The following is a 16,248-nucleotide window of genomic DNA, read 5'->3' on the forward strand; positions in this document are numbered from 1 at the left end:
AGGCTCAGGGCGCCTCCTTCGCGAGCTTATCGACCTCCTTCTGGAGGTCCTGGGTGCCGTCGAAGAAGGCGTCCACGGGCTTCGCGGAAGCCACCCGGAAGGCGGGGGGCAGCAGCGTGCGATCGAAGTCCAGGCTGGACGAGAAGTCCTCGTCGCCCAGCAGCGAGTCCAGCTGCGTCAGGACGCCGAAGCACACCAGGATGATGGCCAGCAGGGTGGCGAGCCGCTTCGGCTCCGCGCGGGACACGTAGCGCACGTGCCAGAAGAACACGCAGCCCATCCATCCCAGGTAGCTCAGCAGGTACAGCCAGCGCACCCACGGCCCCAGCGCCAGTCCGTACACCACCGTCCCCAGCAGCAGCGGAATGGACAGCGCCCCCAGCAGGCCGAGGCTCGCGATGGTGCCGTGCGCGCCGAAGTGGAACTGCCGGCGCGCCACCTTGCTCGCGACGGACCAGATGCCCGCCCAGAAGAAGGCCGCCACCACGGGCACCAGCACCGCCACCGTCAGCGAGCCCCAGTCCGTCTTCTGGTAGCTCGTCAGGTACTCCTGGAGGAGGAAGGCCACCACGGTCGCGGCCAGCATCGCGGGGAATGCGAAGGGGCGCTCGAAGACGCGGCCCCGGGGCGCCACCGGGACGGCCGTGACGCGGGTGATCTCCACCGCGTGCGCGCGGCTCCGGAAGCGCAGCACCGTGTCCCCCACGGCCACCCGCGCGTCGTCCGCGAGCACCAGCTCCGCCAGTTGCGCCCAGGGCTCCACCCGGAACGTGCCGTTGCGGCTGCCCACGTCCCGCACCAGGAGCTTGCCGTCCTCGGTGCGCTCGATGCGCAGGTGCGAGGTGGACACCTTCGGGTCGTCCAGGATGATGTCGTTGGCGTAGCCGCGCCCCACCGTCACCGGGAAGCGCTCCAGGCGGTGCCGCGCGTGCACCGCGTCCCCGTCCAGCACCTCGAGGAAGATCACTTCGTCCACGCGAGCGCCTCCAGGTAGCGGCGCGCGAGGGCGCGTGCGTTGTCCGCGGAGAACCCCGCCAGGTCCAGGCTCGTCTGGACTCCCGAGGTGCTCGCGTTCACGGTGGCGGCCCGGAGCGCCAGGTCATACAGGCCGGGGAACTTCTTGTAGGCGCGCAGGCACAGCGCCGTGCGCACGGGGATGCCGCCCACCTTCACGAACGACACCTTGCAGCGGAAGTTCGTCACGTCCTCCTTGGTGGCGTCCACGCCGCCCGCGTCGTTGCTGAAGGTGGCCTCGTAGAGCGACGAGAAGCGCAGGGGCCCGAGCTGCTCGCTCGCCACGGCGGCATGGTCATACGCGACCACGCCCGTGCGGTGGTCCGAGCTCAGGTACAGATCCTCCTCGGAGGAGCACTGGTAGTTGGTGATGGTGTACGGGTTCTCGGGGTTGTGCGGGGTATCGCCCCAGCACTTGAGGAAGGGCAGCCAGCGGCCGGGCACGCGGTAGTCGCCGAGCTGCTGCGTCGGCAGGGGCTCGGCCAGCAGGCGCTCGGTGATGCGCTGCTGGTTGTCCAGCAACTGCGAGCCCACCACGGCCAGCAGCGCCGAGGGGCTGCTCTCCTTCACCTGACGCGCCCGCTCCAGCAGCGCGCGGGCATGCACCACCGGCACCAGGAAGCCGAGCTGGTTGCCCAGCGTGGCCACGTTGACGCCCACCACCCTGCCCTCGCCCGTCACGGTGGGACCACCGCTCATGCCGGGGTTGATGGCGCCGCTGAAGTGCACCTTGTCGTAGAGGGCGTCCTGCACCAGGCCGTTGTAGGTGCCCTCGACGATGGTGGTGCCCAGGTCATGCGGGTTGCCCATGGCGTACAGCCGGGTGCCCTGCGGAGGCTCCTTCGTCGCCAGTTCGAACCAGTCCTTCACGGGCCCGCTCTGCTGGATGACGGCCAGGTCGTGCACCACGTCCACATCCACCAGCCGCACGGGGACGGCCGACGCGTCATTCCCATCGCGCACCAGCTCGGCGGTGTAGTCCTCCGGGTGCTGGACGATGCTGGAGACGACGTGGAAGTTGGTGACGGCGTGCCCCTCGGCGCTCACGAAGAAGGCCGAGCCGATGGAGGACTTGGTGCCGCTGCGCCGCTCGATGATGCGCACCTGGGCCACGCGGCCCTTGAGCCGCTCGAAGAGCTCATGGGTGGCGGGAGGCAGCGAGGCCACGGGCAGCGGGGGGACGACGGCCGGCGAGCCCGCGTCCGGCGCGTCCTCGGGGATGTCGTCCGCGGCCGGAACCTGGGCCAGCGCGGCGAGGAGGAGGATCGTCAACATGTCGGGCGCACAGTAGCGGAACCGCCGAGGGGGCGCGCCAGGAGACGCGCCCCCCACCCGGAAAACGGTTACCGGCCGAGCTTCGCCAGGTAGATGTCGGAGTCACCCTCGCTCAGGAAGAGGTCGCCGCCGAACCAGCCGTACCCGGAGTAGGAGCCCGAGAGCAGGACATCGCCCGCCCCGTCCAGCCCGAGGTGGGCGCGGAACTGGAGCTCCTCGTTGACGAAGGCCTGGCTCCACTGGTGGGCCCCCGTGGCGTCGAACTTCGCCACGTACGCCTTGGAATCGCCCTCGTTCTCCAGGGGGCCGGCGCCGAAGTCGATGTAGCCGGCGTAGCTGCCCGTGGTGACGATGTTGCCCGCCGCGTCGGTGGCCACCTGGAGGCCCGTCTGGCCGGATGCATCACCGAAGCGCCGGCTCCACACGTGCCCACCCGCGCCCGTCAGCTTCACGAGGAAGACGTCCGTGGGGCCCACGCTCGCCAGCGTGGCGCCGCCGAAGCCCACCGAGCCGCCGAAGCCGCCGGTGAGGACGACGTTGCCCGCCGCGTCCGTGGTGACACCGGTGGCGAACTGGTCTCCCGCGTTGCCGAAGCGCTTGCTCCACAGGTGCTGGCCCGAGCCGCTCAGCTTCGCCACGAAGACGTCCCGCTGCCCCGTGCTGCTCAGCGTGGCGCCGCCGAAGCTCACCGAGCCCCCGAAGCCGCCCGCCAGCACCACGTTGCCCGCGCCGTCCACCGCCACGTCCACCGTCGAGGCCAGGCCGCTGCCGGTGGCGAAGGCCCGGCTCCACACGTGCTGGAGCGCGCCGTCGAACTTCACCGCGAACGGGTCGTCATACCCGGTGCTCGTCAGCGTGCCGCCGCCGAAGCTCACCGAGCCGTTGAAGCGCCCGGCCACCACCACGTTGCCCGCGCCATCCACCGCCACCTGGAGGGAGTCCACGAACTTCTGCCCGTCGAAGCTCCGGCTCGCCAGGCAGTGGCCCGCCGCGTCCAGCTTCGCCACGAACAGGTCGCCGTACCCCTTCATCGGCCCGCAGCCCAGGTCCAGCGTGCCCGCGAAGTTACCCGCGAGGACGATGTTGCCCGCCGCGTCGAAGGCCACGGCGCGACCGGGCTCGTACATGCCCAGGTCATCCCCGTTCATCCCATCGAAGCTCCGGCTCCACACCACGGCGCCGGACGCGTCGAAGCGCGCCACGAAGGCCCGGTCGTAGTAGCTCGGCGCCGGCAGCGCGCCCGCTCCGAAATCCAACGCTCCCAGGTAATCCCCCACCACCACCGAGCCACCCGCGCCGTCCACCGCCAGCGCCTTCACCGACTGCCGCGTCTCGTTACCGAAGGTGCGGCTCCACAGGTGCTCACCGGGGACGGCCGCCAGGGCCGCTCCCGCCGACAGGCCCACCACCACTGCCGCCGCTGCTCCGAAACCACGTCGTGTCTGCATCGAGTTCCTCTGTTGTCCGAACGTTCTCGTTCCAGAGGCGCGCCCTCCTGCGACGCGCCCGCCCTCGCAGCCGTGCCCCCTGTGCACGTCCCGGAGCGGAGCGGGCGGACCGCTACCACGCGTTTTTGACGGCAAGGGCGGAATTTTGAAGGCAGCGGCGAAAAATTTGCGTAGCAGGCAGGCAACGGAGCCGGCAGAATGAGAGAACCCTCGGCCCCGTGACATCCCTGCCCCGTACGGTAACCTTGCGCCCGAGATGAACCCCGAAGCCCGCGCCGAAATGGTCGCACATGCCGAACGCGCCCTGCGTCGCGGAGAGCTGAGTGAGGCGTTGAGCCTCTACGAGCGGCTCTGCCGATCTTTCCCAGGCGATGAGAGTCTGGCGCACAAGCTGACCAACGTGCGCGAGATGCTCCTGCCCGAGGAGCTCGAGTCCCTCCGGACCCTGCGCGTCGAGCGTCCCAGCGCCCGGCCCGAGCGCGTTCCCCTGGGTCCCTCGTCACCCGTGGCCGAGGGCGAGCGTCTCTTCGCCCTGGGGGACTATGTCGCCGCCGCGGCCGCCTACCGTCGCGCCCTGCAGGAGCGGCCCGACAGCGAGCTCATCCGCGAGCGGCTCGAGGAGCTGTACCGGCTCGCACGCACACTCCCCGTGCGGCCCTCCCCCACGGATCGCAAGCTTCCCCGGCAGGTGGAGCCGCTGCTGCTCGCCCTGCTGGACCGGGTGGCCGCGCGGCGTCGCCTCAAGCGCGATTGACGCGTTGCACCCCTTGGGGCTGGCTCCTAGAATCCGACCCCGACGTGGCTGTCATACTGGCGCTTTCCTCCCTGACAAGCGCGTCTCAATTCCTGCACCCATGACGCTCATCGGCCGCAACATCGGGCGGTACCGCATCCTCGAGGAGCTGGGCTCCGGGGGCATGAGCATCGTGTACAAGGGGCTCGACACCACGCTGGATCGCGAGGTGGCGGTGAAGGTGCTGCACCCGCACCTGGCGATGAAGAGCGAGTCGCGCCGGCGCTTCGCGCGCGAGGCCAAGGCGGTGGCGCGGCTGCACCACCCCAACATCCTCGAGGTGTTCGACTTCTCGGCCGAGGGCGCGCAGGACGCCTTCCTGGTCACCGAGTACGTGCGGGGCCGCACCCTCAAGGAATACCTGGACGAGCTGGGCCGGCTGGAGCTTCCCGAGTTGGCGGCCATGATGCTGCACGAGATCGCCGCCGCGCTCGCGCACGCGCACGAGTCGGGCGTCATCCACCGCGATCTCAAGCCCGAGAACGTGATGGTGCGCGAGGACGGGCTGCTCAAGCTGATGGACTTCGGCATCGCCAAGCTGCTCGACATCGAGGAGCGGATGACCGTCACGGGCGCGCTGGTGGGCTCGCCGGCGCACATGGCCCCGGAGATCATCGAGGGCCACGAGGTGGGCCCCGAGGCCGACATCTTCTCGCTGGGCACCATCCTCTATGCCCTCATCGTCGGGAAGCTGCCCTTCGCGGCGCCCAACGCCACCGCGACGCTCAAGCGCATCCTCGACGGGGCCTATGAGGATCCGCGCCAGCGGGTGCCCACGCTCTCGGACGAGCTGGCGGAGATCTGCGCCAGGTGCCTGTCGAGGGATCCCTCCCGGCGCTACCCGAACGCGGGCAAGCTGCGCGACGCGCTGGGGGACTACCTGACGGGGCTCGGCTTCGCGCGCGTGGGCGAGGAGCTCGCCTCCTTCTTCGCGGACCCGCCCTCGTACCAGAAGCTGATGCGCCCGCGGATCATCGCCACGCTGCTCGAGCGCGGGGAGCGGATGCTCGTGGAGAAGCGCACGCCGCGGGCGCTCGCCTGTCTCAACCAGGTGTTGGCGCTGGATGCGGGCAACGCGCGCGCGCACGCGCTGCTGGCGGGACTGGCGCGGGAGCGCCGCATCAAGCAGTGGCGCGCCCGGGGGCTGAAGCTGGGCGCGGGCCTGCTGGTGGTCTCGGTGCTCGGCGCGGGCCTCCACCTGTTGCGTCGGCGCGCACCGGACGCGCGGCCCGCGACCGTCGGAGTCGCGCCCGCCTCGGTGGTGCTGCCCACCCCGAAACCCAAGCCCGCCACGGACCCTGGGGTGGAGAAGGCTCCGGCCACCGAGCCATCCCCTCTCCCTCCTCCGGCCGCCGTGGAGTCCTCACCTCCGCGCAGGCCCCAGGCGCGTGTGGAGCCCGGACGGACCGAGCCCGTCCGCCTCGCGCTGGTGCCCGCCTCCATCCTGGTGCGGCCCTATGGCTACATCCGCGTGGACGACGGTCAGCGCAGCGAGCAGCCACTGGCGCGGCACGCGGTGGAGGTGTCGCCCGGCCGGCACACCATCACCATCACCTGCGACTACTGCGAGGACGCCCAGGAGACGATCGAGGTGTGGCCCGAGGGGGAGAACGTCTTCCGCCTGCGCGCGCAGCTCAAGCCGTCGCGGCTCGTCTTCGCGTACGAGCCCGCGGACGCGCAGGTGCGCGTGGGGGACCAGGTGCGCACCGTGCGTGAGACGCAGGAGCATCCTTTCGACATCCGCTCGCCGAGTGGGCCGGCGAGCTTCCAGCATCGCGTGGAGTACGAGGTGAGCCACAACGGGTATCTCACCGAGAAACGCGTGGCGCTGATCGAGCCCGGGAAGTCCACCACGCTGCGCGGGTCCCTCGTCGCCGAATGAGCCGCTGCCTCACCCTCCTTCTCGTCTTGGGGCTGCTGGTCCCCGGAGCCGTGCTCGCCGCCGACGAGCAGGTGGATCCGGAGGTGAGCGCCCTGCGTGCCAGCTACGAGTACGGCCGCTATGCCGAGGTGTTGGAGCGCGCGAGCAGCCGCATCGATCGGGGCCGCCTGTCGGACAATGAGCTGGCCGAGCTGCACAAGCTGGCCGGGCTGAGCGCCTTCCACCTCAACCGGAGCGAGGACTCCGCGCGCCACTTCCGCGCGCTGCTGCGGGTGGAGCCCGACTTCAACCTGGATCCCTTCGCGGTGCCGCCGCCGGCGGTGGCCTGGCTGGACAGCATCCGCGAGCAGATGTCGGCGGAGCTGGATCTGGTGCGCCAGGAGCGGCGGCTGCGGGTGGAGCGCGAGCGCGCGGAGACCGAGCGCGAGCGCGTGGCCACCGAGGAGCGGCGCCGCCGGGTGGAGGAGCTGGCCCGGCAGGTGACGGTGCGCGAGGTGGAGAAGCGCAGCTACCTGGTGAACTTCATGCCCTTCGGGGCGGGCCAGTTCCAGCAGGGCCGCACCAGCGTGGGCACGCTGCTGGCGGCCACCGAGGGCGCGCTGGCCGTCACCAGCATCCTCTCCTTCTTCGCCTACAACTCCCTCATCGAGACGGGCAAGGTGACCGTGGACGCCATCGGCGGGCCCAAGGACATCACCTACACCTATATTCCCACCAGCCGTAAGCCTCAGGCCCTGGTGTGGAAGTGGCTCAAGTGGGGCTCGGCGGGGGGTTTCTACGCGGTGTACGCGGCGGGCGTGATCGACTCGCTCCGGTACCACCAGGACCAGGTCGTCCAGACGCACATCGAGACCCTTCCCCTCGCGCCGCAACCCGCCCCGCCCGCGGCCAGACTGAACCTCCATCCCACGCCCGGCGGAGCCGGCGTCGGCTTCACCCTCGCCTTCTAGGAACACGTCGACATGGCCAGCCTCACCGTCCGTACCCCCGATGGCAAGGTCCGCACGGTCCCCCTCCACAAGCGCATCACCAGCATCGGCCGCTCGGCCGACAATGATGTGCAGGTGGAGGATCCCTCCGTGCCGGACAGTGCCCTGCACCTGCTCTTCGATGGAACGCGCTACCAGCTCGGCAGCCTGGGCGCGAGCTTCCAGGTCAATGGCAAGAAGCGGGACAACCACGTGCTCGCCACCGCCGACATCATCCGCGTGGGCGGCACCGAGCTCGTCTTCGCCCGCGAGGACGCCGCGCCCAGGCCGGCACCGGCGCCCGTGCCCCCGCTCACCGTCACCCACGAGACCGAGGGAACGACGGATCCGGACTCGCACACCCGGGACATGCCCGGCGTGGTGGGCCGCGAGCTGGTGCTGCTGCGCCGTCTCACCGCCTTCAGCGAGCGGCTGCTCGGCAGCTCCAGCCGGGACGAGCTGCTCGAGAGCCTGTTGGACGAGGCCATCGAGGTGACGCGGGCGGACAAGGGCTTCCTCATCCTCCGGGAGAACGGCGAGCTGCGCGTGAAGGTGGCGCGCAACGTCACACGGGAGAACCTGATCGACGCGGAGGAGCGGGTGTCCGACTCCATCGTGGAGAAGGTGGCGCGCACCCGCAAGCCGCTCATCGTCAGCGACGCGCTGGACGACCCCGAGTTCAAGTCCAGCCACTCCGTGGTGAACCTCCAGCTGCTGTCCGTCATGTGCGTGCCGATGGTGCGCGATGACGAGCTGTTCGGCGTGCTCTACGTCGGCAATGACCGGCTGGTGAACCGGTTCGAGCCCAAGAGCCTGGACATGCTCACCATCTTCGCGGCCCAGGCGCTGCTGCTCATCCACAACGCGCTGCTGGTCAATGATCTCAAGCTGGACAACACCGAGCTGCGCAAGCGCCTGGATGACACGCGCTACGGGGAGATCGTCGGGGCCTGCCAGGGCATGCTCGACGTGTACAAGCGCATCGACAAGATCGCCCCCACGGACATCTCCGTCCTCATCACCGGCGAGACGGGCACGGGCAAGGAGCTCATCGCCCGGGAGATCCACCGGCACTCGCCGCGCGCCAAGGGCCCCTTCGTCACCATCAACTGCGGGGCCATTCCCGAGAACCTGCTGGAGAGCGAGCTGTTCGGCCACGTGCGCGGCGCCTTCACCGGGGCGGTGAACACCAAGCTGGGCAAGTTCCAGGCGGCCATCGGCGGCACGCTCTTCCTGGACGAGATCGGCGAGATGCCGCTCCAGCTCCAGGTGAAGCTGCTGCGCGCGCTCCAGGAGAAGGTCGTCTACAAGGTGGGCGACCACCGGGGCGAACCGGTGGACATCCGTGTGGTGGCGGCCACCAACCGGGTGCTCGAGGACGAGGTGCGCAAGGGCACCTTCCGCGAGGATCTGTACTACCGCCTCAACGTGGTGACGCTGAAGCTGCCGCCCCTGCGCGAGCGCGGCGAGGATCTCTTCGTCCTGGGCAAGTACTTCCTGCAGAAGTACGCCAAGGAGTTCGGCGCGAAGTCCAAGGGCTTCTCCCCGTCGGCCACGGTCGCCATGAAGAAGTACAGCTGGCCGGGCAACATCCGCGAGCTGGAGAACCGCATCAAGAAGGCGGTGGTGCTCGCGGAGAAGCCGCTGCTCGGGCCGGACGACCTGGACCTCAAGCCGGAGAACCTGGACCCGGTGCTGCCGCTCTCCGAGGCGCGCGAGCGCTGGCAGAAGCAGTACATCCAGGAGGTCTACGAGCGGAACAACCGCAACAAGACCAAGACGGCCAAGGACCTGGGAGTGGATCCCCGCACCATCTTCCGCCACTTCGAGAAGCTGGAGGCGGAGAAGGCGGGCACGCCCCTGCCTCCGGACGAGGGCGGAGACGACGAGCTGCTGTAGTCCCGGAGACACAATCCGCCCGGAGGGAGTCCGCGACAGGGTTGTCGCGGTTCCCCGGGCTCCCCCCTTGTGGCACCCTCGCCAAGCCCCCGTTCCGACGATGAAATCCCCTCTGCGCCAGCTGGCCAGCGAATTGCTATCGCTTCCCACCATGAAGTGGTTGGGACTCGGAGCCGTCTTGTGGACCTCGGGGGGATGCCTCATTCCCCAGGACGAGAGCTACCTCAACGCGCTCCCCATCCAGCGCAACCGCCCCCCGCGGTTCGTGGAGAGCCAGGTGGAACCCCCCGCGCGCATCATCGGGGGCTACGGCTCCGACAAGTTGTGTGATTTGAAGTTCTCCGTCTTCGTCGAGGATCCGGACACGGCCGACAGGCTCACCGTGAACTGGTTCGTGGACTACGATCCCAGCCAGCCGCGGGGACCGGACAGCGTGTCCCGGGTGGAGCCCCGGGACAACAGGGTCGTGCGAGGCGATAGCGCCACCTTCCAGGTGAGCTTCAACTCGGGAAACCTCAGCCGCCTGAACCAACTGGGCGATCACGTCGTCGAGGCGATCGTCTCCGATACCATCCTGGTGGGACGGGATCCCGAGCCCAAGCCCATTCCGCTCTCGGACGGAAGCATCTTCAACGACGCCGGTTACACCGCCACCTACGTGTGGTTCGTGAGGACCGAGGGAAATGGCTGCCAATGAACCGCCCCACCCTGCTGAGGATGATGTTGGTGACCCTCACCATGGCCGGCTGCGCCGCGGATGACGGTGACCCCTTCTCGCTCGGCTGTCGCAGCGACAGCGATTGCGAGGGGGATGCGGTGTGCTTCATCGACGGGTGTGGAGACCCCGGCAGGAACATCATCGTGGAGGTGGTCCCCAATCCGAAGGGAGGACTGTACGCCCAGGACTTCCCGGTGAACGAGCTGCGCAGCCAGCAGAACATCGAGCTGTTCGATTCCGCCACGGTCCAGGGCCAGGTGAGCGTGACGAGCACGATGGACCCTGTCCCCAGCGGCTACTCCGCTCCCGTCACCCTGCGCATGACGGGCGAGAGCCTGCTCATTCCAGGCGTGGTGCGCCGTTACGAGAGCACCCTCACCCCGACCAATGGCATCTACACGCTGCCGGTGGGCTCGGGGCGCTACAACGTGACCCTGACCGCCGCGAACCCGGAGCTGCCGCCGGTGTCCAGCACGCGCGACGTGCAGCCGGGCCGGGCGGTGACGCTGGACTTCGTCCTGCCAGCCCTCGCGGATCTCGTGCGGCTGTCCGGGAAGGTGGAGCGCCCCAACAAGCAGCCCCTGGGTGCGCAGATGGAGGCCCAGGCCCTGGACGGGGAGCTGCGCCCGCTCTCGCAGCGCGTGCTGGTGGCGGAGTCGGGGGAGTTCACCCTGTCGCTGCCGCCGTCGGCGCTGCTGCTCTCCACGGTCGTCGTGCAGGTGACGCCCACCTCGGCGGAGGCGCTGGTGCCGCAGAAGCAGTTCACCGTGAATCCGCGCCAGGCCCTCCAGGGGTCGCTGTCCCTGGGGGACTACGGCGCTCCGGTGACGTACCGGGGCCGGGTGCTGGGCCTGGACGGCAAACCGGTGCCGCAGGCCACGGTGTACCTGCAGGGCAAGGTGGGCGGCGGAGGGCAGTTCCGCAGCCGGAAGGTGCTCACCGACGTGAACGGCTTCTTCGAGCTGGTCACCCTGCCGAGCGCCGCCGACTCGACGATGACGCTCCACGCCCTGCCGCCGCCGGGCTCGCCCGCGGGCTTCACCCTCAAATCGGTCTCCGTGCCGCGCGATACCACGACGCAGGGGCCGGACGTGGTGTGCGGGGATCGGATGAAGGTGCGTGGCACCTTGCGCATGCCGAGCGGCTCACTGTGGGCCGCGGGAGTGACGGTGGTGGCCGAGCCGATCGACGCGGTGGACGGCTGGCCCGAGCCCTCGTCCAGCGTCGAGGCCGCGCGCCCCACGGATGACATGGGCCGCTTCGAGCTCGCGCTGGATCCGGGCCAGTACCGCTTCGACTTCATCCCCACCGAGGATCTCCCCCGGGTCAGCCGCATCGTCACGGTGCGCCCCGGCGGGGATGGCGTCCTGGCGGATGGGTCCATGGAGCTCGCGCCCTTCACGCTCTCCAACGGGCGCCGCATCACCGGGCTCGTCAGCTTCGTCGGCGAGAAGCGCAACCTGCCGGCCGCCCCCTACGCCTCCATCCGCTTCTTCCGCGTGGTGAACGTGGAGGGCAAGCCCTCCGCCCTGCTGCTCACGCAGACGCTGACGGACCAGAACGGCACCTACTCCACCACCGTTCCCACGCGCTGAGCGGCTCGAGGCCGCTCGCGCCCATTCTCGAATACGCAAACTCTCTCAATCGAAGACAGGGAGTCATAACTCCCTTGCCTTCCATGCTTTCGCATGGTTCTGTTCCTTTCTGCATCAACCATTGACATTTCATTCCGCGAAAGATGGTAGGACAGACGATATGAGCAAAGCGCCTCACACCCAACTGCCAGAAGGAAATCAGCTCACGGCCCAGGACGAGCACTACCGCAACCACATGCACGACGTGCTCGATCTGCTGCGGGAAGTGGCGCCGGTCTACAAAGACAACGTCTTCCAGCGCTATGTCGTCACCAAGCACGACGCCATCACCAAGATCTTCCGGAACAGCACTGTCTGTGGACGGGACTGGGAAGTGGCGGCGGAAGGCACGTGGGGCAAGACCGTCTCGCCGCGCAACGGCAAATTCGGCATGGTGGATGAGGATGGTGACAAGCACAAGCGCCTGCGCGGACTGGTCTCCAAGACCTTCACCGCCAAGGCCGCGCTGGCGCTGAAGCCGAAGCTGGATCAGATCGCCGACGATCTGATCGCCAGGCTCAAGGATCGGGAGTCGTTCGACTTCATTCGCGAGCTCGCCGCGCCCTTGCCGACCATCATCATGGCGGAGGTCCTCGGCGTGGAGAAGAAGGACCAGGAGAAGTTCAAGCGCTGGTCCGAGGAGTGGGTCTACATCTGTGATCCCGACATCTCCCCGGAGATGCTGACGGTGGCGAGGGAGGCCAACGCCAACCTGGAGAACTACTTCGCGGAGACCGTGAAGGCGCGGCTCGCGGAGCCGAAGGACGATCTGATCTCCCGCCTGCTCCACGAGGTGGACGAGGGCAACAAGCTGACGCCGATCGAGGTCGCGACCATCTGCCTTCAGCTGATCGTGGCCGGCAACATCACCTCGACCGACCTGATCGGCAATGGCCTGGTGGCGCTGCTCCAGAACCCCGAGCAGCTGGAGAAGCTCCGGGCGCATCCCGAGCTGATGGACAAGGCCGTCGAGGAGATGCTGCGCTTCGACGCTCCCGTGACCGAGATTCCCCGCTTCTGCTACGAGGCCGTGGAAGTCAGTGGGCAGAAGATCGACAAGGGGCAAACCCTCACACTCAGCCTGACCGGCGGCAATCACGATCCCGCGGCCTACAAATGCCCGCACAAGTTCGACATCGAGCGGGAAGGCCCGGCGCACCATGCCTTTGGCGGTGGCATCCACTATTGCCTGGGTGTGCACCTGGCCCGGATCGAGATCTCCGTGACCTTCACCAAGCTGCTCAACGCCTTTCCGGTGCTGAAGCTGGCGGAGCAGAAGCTCGAGAGGAAGGCCGTGCCCACGTTCAGCGGGTACAAGCGGGTGATGGTGACCACCCGGTAGTACGGCGCGCCCCGGGGCGGCCGCTCGGAGTCGGATCCGAGCGCGCCGCCTCACGGCTGGCGGACCTCAGCGGCGGGTCAGCACCATGGGACCATCGCCGGTGATGGCCACCGAGTGCTCGACGTGCGCGGCGAGCCGGCGGTCCACGGAGACGGCCGTCCACCCGTCGTCGAGCACCTCGATGTCCTCGCTGCCCACGTTGACCATGGGCTCGATGGCCAGGACCATTCCGCGCTTGAGCCGGAGCCCCTTGCCGGGCTCTCCGAAGTTGGGGACGGAAGGCATCTCGTGCATGAAGCGGCCGATGCCGTGACCACAGAAGCTGGTCACCACGGAGAAGCCGTTCTTCTCGACATGGCTCTGGACGGCCCAGCCAATGTCTTCCAGCCGGTTGCCGTGCACGCAGGCGGCGATGGCGCGCTCCAGGGACTCGCGCGTCACCTGGATCAACTTGCGCGCCTCCTCGCTGACGTTCCCGACCGGGATGGTCCGGGCCGAGTCGGCACAGAAGCCGTCCTTGTAGCAGGCGAAGTCGATCCCGATGATGTCCCCGTCCTTGAGGACGACGCTCTTGCTGGGGATGCCGTGGACCACCACCTCGTTCACGGAGGTGCAGAGCACCGCGGGATACGGGGGCGCTCCCCGGGGCGCATACCCCAGGAACGCCGAAGTGGCCCCGGCCTTGGTCATCACGCCGTTGGCGATCTCGTTGAGCTCCCAGGTGGACACGCCAGGGCGGCAGGCGGCTTCGACGGCATCGAGGACGTCGGCGACGATCAGGCCCGTCCGCCGCATCTTCGCGAGGTCATCGGCACTCTTCAGGGTAATGGACAAGGTGCTCACCCAAAAATAAACAATCGGAAATCAGTAGAATTTACCAGATAATTCACCGACCGTGCCCAGTCAAGGGATGTATGGGGTCGGCCCGAGCGAGCATCTGCTGGCTGACGACAGGGTGGCTGTCGGGCCCGGGAGGGGCCCGGCAACCCTCCCAGATTACGAGAGCGCGCGGGAGTATTCCCCCAATCTGTCGCACAGGAGTCCAGCCGTCTCCTTCATGAGCAGCTCACCGAGCGCGTCCGGGTGACGGTTCCTCCAGTTCTCGAGCCCCGTGCCCTTGACCCACTGATTGAACGCGCCCATGGCGGGGCCGGTGTGCACCTGGTAGTTCACCCGGTCGTTCTTGTCTCCCTTCATGGCCAGCCGCATCGTGTGAACGAAGTACCAGCGGAAGACGAGCGCCATCTTGTGCTTGGGATTGACCTCGGCCTTGTCGATCTGCTGGGGCATCTCGCGCAGGTAGTAGTTGCGGGTCTCCTCGAACACCTCACCGAAGCTGCGCCCGAAATACTTTCCTTCGATCTGCTGGCGGGTCTTCGGATCGATCTGCTCCCAGGCGCCATGATTGCGCCACAGCTCATGGAGCTTGTTGGCCCTGGGAGGGAAGAGCACGCCCCGGCTCAGCACCTGGACGCGCGCGCCGATCTCGAACATGTCCCCCGCGGGCGCGTAGTCCGTGTCCTGGACGTTCATGTCGGCCAGCATGTCCTTGACCTCGTCGCTGGTCCCGGCCTCGACGGTGCACTGGTTGATGGAGCCCGTGAGGATGAACTCCGCCCCGAGGATGAACGCGGACGCGGCCGCCTCCGGGCTGCCGATGCCCCCGGCGGTTCCCACCCGCACCCGGCGCGAGTAGCCCCGCTGCCGGCAGATGGCATCACGCTGCCGCATGATGGTCGGCAGGAGCACCGTGACGATTCCCATGTCGGTATGGCCGCCGGAGTCCGCCTCCACGCAGAGGTCATCCGCCATGGCGATCTTCTGCGACAGCTCGGCCTGCTCGCGGCTGACGGCGCCCGAGTCCACCAGCTGCTTCACGAGCCGCTCGGCGGGCGGATTGAGGAAGAGCTCGGCGACCTCCGGGCGGGAGATCTTCGCCATGACGCGGTGCTGGCTCGTCACGTTCCCCTGCTTGTCCCGCGAGAGACCCTTCAGCCGGAACTTGACCAGCGCGGGCGTCAACTGCGTGTAGGCGGCCGCCTCGATGTTCTTGACGCCATAGCGCAGCAACAGGTCGACGGCCTCCATCTCCGCCTTCGGGTTGACCAGGTTGCTGAGCAGGTTCACGCCATAGGACTCGCCGCGCTGGAGGTGGGCCTGGATGTACTGGAGGGCGTCCTCGATGACGGGCAGCCGGAGACCCCCGGTGCCCAGGAACCCCATCGACCCCGCCTTGCCCATGCGGACGACGAGCTCCTTCGAGGCGATGCCCTTCACCATCCCGCCGGTCACGTACGCATGCCGGAGGTTGTAGTCCCGCCTGAACTCCGCCGAGCCCAGCTGCTCCGGCGTGACGAACGGCCTGCCCGTCCGGGCCGCCGCCTTGCTCTCACTGGCGGGAGCCGGCTCCTCCTTCACGACGAGCGGCGTCGCCTTCTTCTGGATGGCCTTGACCAGCTTCGTGAGGACATCCCCCGGGCCGATCTCCCGGAACTCGGACACGCCCACGCCCATCAGGTAGCGGATGCTGTCCAGCCATTGCACGGAAGAGCTGATCTGCCGCTTCAGGTTCGTCTTGAGCTCGGAGCTCTTGTAGGGCCGCGCCAGGACGTTCGAGATGACGGGAATCTTCAGCTCGGAGAAGGTCATCCGCTCCAGGGTCTCCTGGATGGCGTCCTCCGCCTCGCGCATGTAGCGCGAATGGAACGCGGCGCTGACGTTCAGCGGAATGTAGGTGACACCCAACTCCTTGAAGACGGCGCCCGCGTCGATGATCGCCTGCCTGGGACCCGACAGCACCGTCTGCGAGGGACTGTTGAAGTTGGCGATGTCGATGGAATCGAGCTGGCGCTCCTTGAGGATCGCCTGGATCTCCGCCACCTCGCGGTTCACGACGGCGGCCATGCCACCGCCGGAGGCCTGACTCATCAGCTCGCCGCGCTTCTTCACCAGGCGGAGGCCGGTCTCGAAGTCGAACGCTCCCGCGGCGAACAGGGCGTCGTACTCGCCCAGGCTGTGCCCGAGCAGGTAATCCGGAGGCGTGGGGTTCTCCTCGAGCGCGTTCAGGTAGCTGAAGGCATTCACGACGTAGAGGGCGGGCTGGGTGTACTGCGTCTTGCCGAGCACGCCCTCGGGATCCTCCAGGCACAGCCGTTTGATCGAGTAGCCCAGGATGTCGTCGGCCTTGCGCGTCAGCTCGACATGCCGCTCGAACAGGCCACGCCCCATGCCCTTCACCTGGGAGCCCTGCCCCGGAAACATGTACGCTCTCATCT

General features: G+C 68.3%; 12 protein-coding genes. 7 read left to right on the top strand and 5 right to left on the bottom strand.

The window, feature by feature from the left end:
• Positions 1 to 4: 4 nt before the first annotated feature.
• The 3 genes from JRI60_RS28495 to JRI60_RS28505 form a co-directional block, all read right to left on the bottom strand.
• Positions 5 to 976, bottom strand: coding sequence for an FHA domain-containing protein (locus tag JRI60_RS28495; RefSeq protein WP_204219036.1), 972 nt, complete (start codon positions 974 to 976; stop codon positions 5 to 7).
• Positions 964 to 2,289 carry a S1C family serine protease gene (locus tag JRI60_RS28500; RefSeq protein WP_204219037.1) on the bottom strand — a complete coding sequence of 442 codons (1,326 nt, stop codon included), beginning with the start codon at positions 2,287 to 2,289 and terminating at the stop codon, positions 964 to 966. Before JRI60_RS28500 ends, JRI60_RS28495 begins: the two co-directional genes overlap by 13 nt.
• 68 nt (positions 2,290 to 2,357) lie before the next feature.
• Positions 2,358 to 3,737 carry a hypothetical protein gene (locus tag JRI60_RS28505; protein ID WP_204219038.1) on the bottom strand — a complete coding sequence of 460 codons (1,380 nt, stop codon included), beginning with the start codon at positions 3,735 to 3,737 and terminating at the stop codon, positions 2,358 to 2,360.
• Between the two features lie 400 nt (positions 3,738 to 4,137).
• Here JRI60_RS28505 and JRI60_RS28510 point away from each other — a divergent pair, with 400 nt between their 5' ends.
• From JRI60_RS28510 to JRI60_RS28540, 7 genes are all read left to right on the top strand, one after another.
• Positions 4,138 to 4,491, top strand: a complete 354-nt coding sequence (locus JRI60_RS28510; RefSeq protein WP_343213342.1) for a hypothetical protein — start codon at positions 4,138 to 4,140, stop codon at positions 4,489 to 4,491.
• A gap of 100 nt (positions 4,492 to 4,591) precedes the next feature.
• Positions 4,592 to 6,412: a serine/threonine-protein kinase gene (locus JRI60_RS28515; protein ID WP_204219040.1), complete on the top strand. Its 1,821-nt coding sequence runs from the start codon at positions 4,592 to 4,594 to the stop codon at positions 6,410 to 6,412.
• On the top strand, positions 6,409 to 7,362 hold the full coding sequence (locus JRI60_RS28520; protein WP_204219041.1) for a hypothetical protein: 954 nt from the start codon (positions 6,409 to 6,411) through the stop codon (positions 7,360 to 7,362). The genes JRI60_RS28515 and JRI60_RS28520 overlap by 4 nt, the downstream gene beginning before the upstream one ends.
• A 12-nt stretch (positions 7,363 to 7,374) precedes the next feature.
• Positions 7,375 to 9,279, top strand: a complete 1,905-nt coding sequence (locus tag JRI60_RS28525; protein ID WP_204219042.1) for a sigma 54-interacting transcriptional regulator — start codon at positions 7,375 to 7,377, stop codon at positions 9,277 to 9,279.
• Positions 9,280 to 9,430: 151 nt separating this feature from the next.
• Positions 9,431 to 9,976 (top strand): hypothetical protein, encoded by a 546-nt coding sequence (locus JRI60_RS28530; RefSeq protein WP_204219043.1) that lies wholly within the window; start codon positions 9,431 to 9,433, stop codon positions 9,974 to 9,976.
• Positions 9,973 to 11,592, top strand: coding sequence for a carboxypeptidase regulatory-like domain-containing protein (locus JRI60_RS28535; protein ID WP_204219044.1), 1,620 nt, complete (start codon positions 9,973 to 9,975; stop codon positions 11,590 to 11,592). Before JRI60_RS28530 ends, JRI60_RS28535 begins: the two co-directional genes overlap by 4 nt.
• Before the next feature lie 160 nt (positions 11,593 to 11,752).
• Complete coding sequence (locus JRI60_RS28540; RefSeq protein ID WP_204219045.1) at positions 11,753 to 12,973, top strand: cytochrome P450; 1,221 nt, start codon at positions 11,753 to 11,755, stop codon at positions 12,971 to 12,973.
• A 66-nt stretch (positions 12,974 to 13,039) separates the two neighbouring features.
• Here the strand turns inward: JRI60_RS28540 and map are convergent, their stop codons facing one another.
• Together map and fabD are read right to left on the bottom strand one after the other, a co-directional pair.
• On the bottom strand, positions 13,040 to 13,816 hold the full coding sequence (gene map, locus JRI60_RS28545) for a type I methionyl aminopeptidase (RefSeq protein WP_343213343.1): 777 nt from the start codon (positions 13,814 to 13,816) through the stop codon (positions 13,040 to 13,042).
• A gap of 153 nt (positions 13,817 to 13,969) precedes the next feature.
• Entirely contained in the window at positions 13,970 to 16,246 is a 2,277-nt protein-coding gene (gene fabD, locus JRI60_RS28550; RefSeq protein ID WP_204219047.1) for an ACP S-malonyltransferase, read from the bottom strand.
• Positions 16,247 to 16,248 lie beyond the last annotated feature (2 nt).

The sequence above is a fragment of the Archangium violaceum genome, from assembly GCF_016887565.1.
In the GTDB taxonomy this organism is placed as follows: Bacteria; Myxococcota; Myxococcia; order Myxococcales; family Myxococcaceae; genus Archangium; species Archangium violaceum_B.

What these genes read in the sequence shown, in the direction of transcription:
- JRI60_RS28535 (WP_204219044.1), top strand. Translation starts at nt 9,973, where the DNA reads ATGAACCGCCCCACCCTGCTGAGGATGATGTTGGTGACCCTCACCATG.
- fabD (WP_204219047.1), bottom strand. Translation starts at nt 16,246, where the DNA reads ATGAGAGCGTACATGTTTCCGGGGCAGGGCTCCCAGGTGAAGGGCATG.
- JRI60_RS28540 (WP_204219045.1), top strand. Translation starts at nt 11,753, where the DNA reads ATGAGCAAAGCGCCTCACACCCAACTGCCAGAAGGAAATCAGCTCACG.
- JRI60_RS28505 (WP_204219038.1), bottom strand. Translation starts at nt 3,737, where the DNA reads ATGCAGACACGACGTGGTTTCGGAGCAGCGGCGGCAGTGGTGGTGGGC.
- JRI60_RS28520 (WP_204219041.1), top strand. Translation starts at nt 6,409, where the DNA reads ATGAGCCGCTGCCTCACCCTCCTTCTCGTCTTGGGGCTGCTGGTCCCC.
- JRI60_RS28530 (WP_204219043.1), top strand. Translation starts at nt 9,431, where the DNA reads ATGAAGTGGTTGGGACTCGGAGCCGTCTTGTGGACCTCGGGGGGATGC.
- JRI60_RS28515 (WP_204219040.1), top strand. Translation starts at nt 4,592, where the DNA reads ATGACGCTCATCGGCCGCAACATCGGGCGGTACCGCATCCTCGAGGAG.
- JRI60_RS28500 (WP_204219037.1), bottom strand. Translation starts at nt 2,289, where the DNA reads ATGTTGACGATCCTCCTCCTCGCCGCGCTGGCCCAGGTTCCGGCCGCG.
- JRI60_RS28525 (WP_204219042.1), top strand. Translation starts at nt 7,375, where the DNA reads ATGGCCAGCCTCACCGTCCGTACCCCCGATGGCAAGGTCCGCACGGTC.